This window comes from Paenibacillus sp. TAF43_2 (assembly GCF_052113545.1).
Lineage (GTDB): Bacteria > Bacillota > Bacilli > Paenibacillales > Paenibacillaceae > Pristimantibacillus.
Map to the genome: position 1 here is coordinate 1 of NZ_JBFRDK010000292.1, position 4,569 is coordinate 4,569.

Here is a 4,569-nt window from a genome sequence, read left to right on the forward strand (position 1 = left end):
GTTTTCATGATGTGCCATAGAATAGGTCTTTCCCCAATTTCTATCATCGGTTTAGGTCTAAGATGCGATTCTTCGCTTATTCTAGTACCAAAACCTCCTGCAAGTATAACTATTTTCATATTTGCCTCCAAAATAATTAATGTTTAAGATATTTATTATTTTTCAGTAACGAAAGCATGAATTTTCTCAATTACATAATCAATCATCTCATCTGTTAAACCAGGATAAACACCAACTAAGAAAGTGTCAGCCAAAATTTTATCTGTATTTGTTAAATCACCATGAATCCGGTAATTCACCCCATCAAATGCAGGTTGTCTCGTTAAGTTCCCAGCAAACAACATTCTAGTTTGTATTTTATTCGCTTCTAAATAATTAACGATCTCATTTTTAGTAAAATGAACATTATCTTTTAATGTTAGTATAAATCCAAACCAACTCGGATCGGCATTTTCTGTAGCCTTCGGAAGAATAAAATATTGTTCCAAGTATTGTAATCCTGCAAGAAGACGATTGAAATTTTTAATCCGTGCTTCAGTAAAGGAAGGTACTTTCTTAAGTTGTTCTACCCCAACTGCAGCTTGCATTTCAGTAACACGCAAATTATAACCAATGTGAGAATATGTATATTTATGGTCGTAACCTTCAGGTAATGTACCTAGTTGCCAACCAAATCTCTTTTTACAAGTATCATCGCAACCAGAAGGACACCAACAGTCCCTTCCCCAATCTCTAAAGGACTCTATTATCATTTTTAATTTTGCATCATTTGTGTAAACCGCTCCGCCTTCGCCCATTGTCATGTGATGAGGCGGATAAAAACTAGAAGTAGCTATATGACCAAACGTTCCTGTGAGTTTGCCATTGTATTTTGAACCTAGAGCGTCACAATTATCTTCAATAACCCATAAGTTATATTTTTTTGCGACTTCCATAACCTTATCTAATTGAAAAGGATTTCCCATCGTATGTGCAATCATAATTGCTTTTGTCTTAGGAGTAATAGCTTCTTCAATTCTATCTGCCATAATATTATATGTACCTAAATCAACATCAATAAATACGGGAATAGCACCATTTTGCACGATTGGCGTTACGGTAGTTGGAAATCCTGCAGCCACTGTTATGACCTCATCGCCAGGCATAATTCTTCTGTCACCAAGCTTTGGCGATGTGAGTGTTGAAAATGCAAGTAAGTTTGCTGATGACCCGGAATTGGTTAAAAGTGCATAACGAACCCCTATAAATGCAGCAAATTCCTTTTCAAATTGCTTATTATATCTACCCGCTGTCAACCAAAAATCCAATGAGGAATCAACTAGGCTTTTCATTTCAAGTTCATTATAAACACGACCACCGTAATTTAATGGCGATTTTTCAGGTTCAAATTGTTGCTTCTTTTCATGAAACAAATGATAGAACTGGCCAACTTTTGATAATATTTCTAGACGCATTACTTTTTCAAATACAGCAGTGGGCAATTCTTCAATTATGGTAAGTTCTTCTTTCATATAAATACTTTGATTCCTTACATCACAAAGGTATAACTCTTGATATTTTTCACTAAATATCTTAATTTCGTATTTCTCATCATTCAATATTGCATCACTTAATTCAATTACATAATATTTATCATTCGCAAAATTTATAGTAACAGCTTTCTTTCCTTCTTTCGTATGCACAAGACTTCCGTTAAATATCACTTCTATTCACTCTCCATTATTTTTACTTTAAAACTCCAATATTTTTGACCAACGAAGCTAATCGCTGTTGTAATAACCATTGAGAATAACTGTGATATGACAGGATTTTGTTTGAAAATCTCAACCAATAAAACCAATAACGCAGAATTGATTATAAAGGTTAATAGATAAGTTAAGCCAAACTTTAATACCATACTGAATGAATGATAGCGGATATTAAAAGTCCAACTTTTATTCCATAGATAACTATTAGTGACGCCAATAATATGAGATATTACCAATGAAACCAAATAATTAAAATGAAAAACCTCTAAAGAAAGATAAAATACAGAAAAACCAACAATAGTGTTTAATATTCCCACAACAATAAACTTCATAGTTTGATTCATCATAAATTTTCTTTCGAATCCTCTCCCTATACTATGAATAATTTCATTAAAATACCAATCTTATTTTATTTTTTTGATAATTTTATTGTAATATCCTCTTTCCAATAAAGAATATTTAGATTATTTACTTTATAAACTTCATCAGGTTTTCCAAATGTAGAGGTGGCTGTCTCCAAATTAATATTTCCCCAATTTGTATCATCAAAGATGAGGAAATGCGACTCTTCATCATACCAAGTAGACTTCGATAACCAATTATAAGGAGTCATACTTTCATTAAAAATAACAGGCCTTACCTTTACATCTCCCTTACTTTCCATTGTTATAATAGAGGAGTGCCAATATGCCCCATAGCCGTTTTTAGCGCCGATGTCAGACAAAAGATCTGCTACCTCTATATAAACAGAATTATTTTTAGAAAAATCAATCTTTTGCAATGAAAACAAAGAATAACAAATCATTATACTTAGCACAATTTTACTTAGCCCATTCCTTGGGAGCCTACTAGGAATATACATTCCCACATACAATGCAATATATATATAACTTGGAACTAAATATCTTGTCGTCCATATATCGACAGGCATGTTGCTCAAAAAGTATTCTAGTGTATTAATAGCAATTGCACACAAGAGAAACATCTCAAATGTTGTATATTCAGTAACCTTGAATTGTCTTATACTTTTAAATATTATCCACCCCACAAAAAACAGAACAGATAAACTTATCATAAGAATAAACGTTGAAATAGGGGATACAAATTCCCCAAAAAAGTTTGCTTGGTACAATTCTAAATATCCTTGAACTAATAAAGAAATATTCTTTTTTATTTCTGTTATTTCTAAAAATCTAACATGCCCAATTGAAGGTATATTAAAGTTAATGGCAATTAAAACTAGTTTTGAAGAAATATATGCTGCAACTATCGTTACAAATGAATATAATTCACTTCGATTAACTATGAGTTTGTATAAACAAACTAGGCAAAATGGCAATACAAAAAACCAAGTTGCAAAAGGATCAGCAATTAACGTTAATGTTACCAAAAAATACAATAATCCATATTTCAAATACGCATTTTTAGCACTTTCCCAAATAAACAATGCAGTTATTATATATAATAATGAACTAACATGTAATGGGCCTGTAAAAATCATACTTGATAAAAAAAAGCTTGGAACACCAATTAGTGTAAAAGTATAAAAGGCACTCAGATAAGAAATCCCTTTTTGTCGTTTCAAACTAAAGAGAACACATACTGCTACTAGCAATGTGTAAAATAAGGCGGAAACAATATAAATTACATTCGATGAGAAACCAAACAATTTTATAGCTATTGCATAAAATAAGAGATCAGTTGTTATATATGCCCCTGTAGACAAAAACCAATCTCTCAGTAATATATTTCCATTTGCTATTTCCTGAGCCTGTAATAAAATTGAGGCAGCATCAGAATTCATATTCATTTTCAATGCTATTCCGTAATAATATATAAACAGAATAATAGTAAATAGTAATAACCCTATCCACTTATATCCTAAATGTATATTTTTCTTTTTAATAATATTTTTATACATTTTAAGCTAATATCCTCCTTATAAAACTTTATATAACATTAATATGAGTATTTTAATTTCACTCAGATACTTAGGGTGTTTGAATTAATACACTTTTTAATTCTATAGCCTCGAGTATACGGAGTTAACATTCCTAAATGAAAGAGTAATCACCTTAATAGTAGAATAGCTTCCAATGCAAATTGAACTATTTTCACTTTAGAAGAGCTAATGTGTCTGATAATTTATATATTTCTTTTTCATCAATATTAGCCCCAAGGTTACTTCTAATATACTCAACGACTTTATGTAGCATAATTTCAGTTATAACAGATGGCTGGGCATCATTTATAAATTCTTTATACCTTTCTGCTATCATTTTAATGTCTAATTCATTAACCGCATATGCTCTAGCATTAGTTCCTATTGATAGTATTAATTCAGGGTTGTAAACCAACTCTTTTAACTTTTCAGTAATCATTTCAATCTCATCTAACTCTGTAAGCATTTCAGGTGATTTTAACTTTACACAACATTCATCTGGAACTTCAGAAAAACTACCCAAATCATTTACTATTGAACACTTACCTTTAGAAAGTATTCTCATAAGACTACCAGAAGTCTCACCATTATATGGGTACCTTAAATTCAAGCAAATATCAGTAATATCAATATAATCTTCAAATTCATCTAAATTTGTATAACCTGTGATAATCACCTTATTTGAAAGATTATTGTCTTGAATATATCGTTCTACCTCATTTTTAATACTCGGAGAAGGTTTCCCAACTAAATAAAGTATAGTTTGATCATTAAACTCTGAAATATTCTTGTATGCTTTCAAAATTGGTAAAATACGTTTGGTTTCATGTATATGTCCAAATGCTGAAATAACAATTTTATTCTCATCAATTGATAACC

At 30.8% G+C, this 4,569-nt stretch carries 5 protein-coding genes; all 5 read right to left on the minus strand.

Going from position 1 to position 4,569, the window contains the following annotated elements:
• Positions 1-119 (minus strand): sugar phosphate nucleotidyltransferase (locus AB4Z17_RS32215; RefSeq protein WP_441964416.1); only part of this gene is annotated, 119 nt, incomplete at its 3' end.
• 36 nt (positions 120-155) lie between these two features.
• A complete protein-coding gene (rfbH, locus tag AB4Z17_RS32220) occupies positions 156-1,703 on the minus strand; it encodes a lipopolysaccharide biosynthesis protein RfbH (protein ID WP_441964410.1) in 1,548 nt (515 codons plus the stop codon).
• Between the two features lie 2 nt (positions 1,704-1,705).
• Complete coding sequence (locus tag AB4Z17_RS32225) at positions 1,706-2,095, minus strand: GtrA family protein (RefSeq protein ID WP_441908412.1); 390 nt, start codon at positions 2,093-2,095, stop codon at positions 1,706-1,708.
• A 62-nt stretch (positions 2,096-2,157) separates the two neighbouring features.
• Positions 2,158-3,669 carry a hypothetical protein gene (locus AB4Z17_RS32230; protein WP_441964412.1) on the minus strand — a complete coding sequence of 504 codons (1,512 nt, stop codon included), beginning with the start codon at positions 3,667-3,669 and terminating at the stop codon, positions 2,158-2,160.
• A 193-nt stretch (positions 3,670-3,862) separates the two neighbouring features.
• Positions 3,863-4,569, minus strand: a 707-nt coding sequence (locus AB4Z17_RS32235; RefSeq protein WP_441964414.1) for a glycosyltransferase, incomplete at its 5' end; no start/stop codon positions are given.

What these genes read in the sequence shown, in the direction of transcription:
- AB4Z17_RS32225 (WP_441908412.1), bottom strand. Translation starts at nt 2,095, where the DNA reads ATGATGAATCAAACTATGAAGTTTATTGTTGTGGGAATATTAAACACT.
- AB4Z17_RS32230 (WP_441964412.1), bottom strand. Translation starts at nt 3,669, where the DNA reads ATGTATAAAAATATTATTAAAAAGAAAAATATACATTTAGGATATAAG.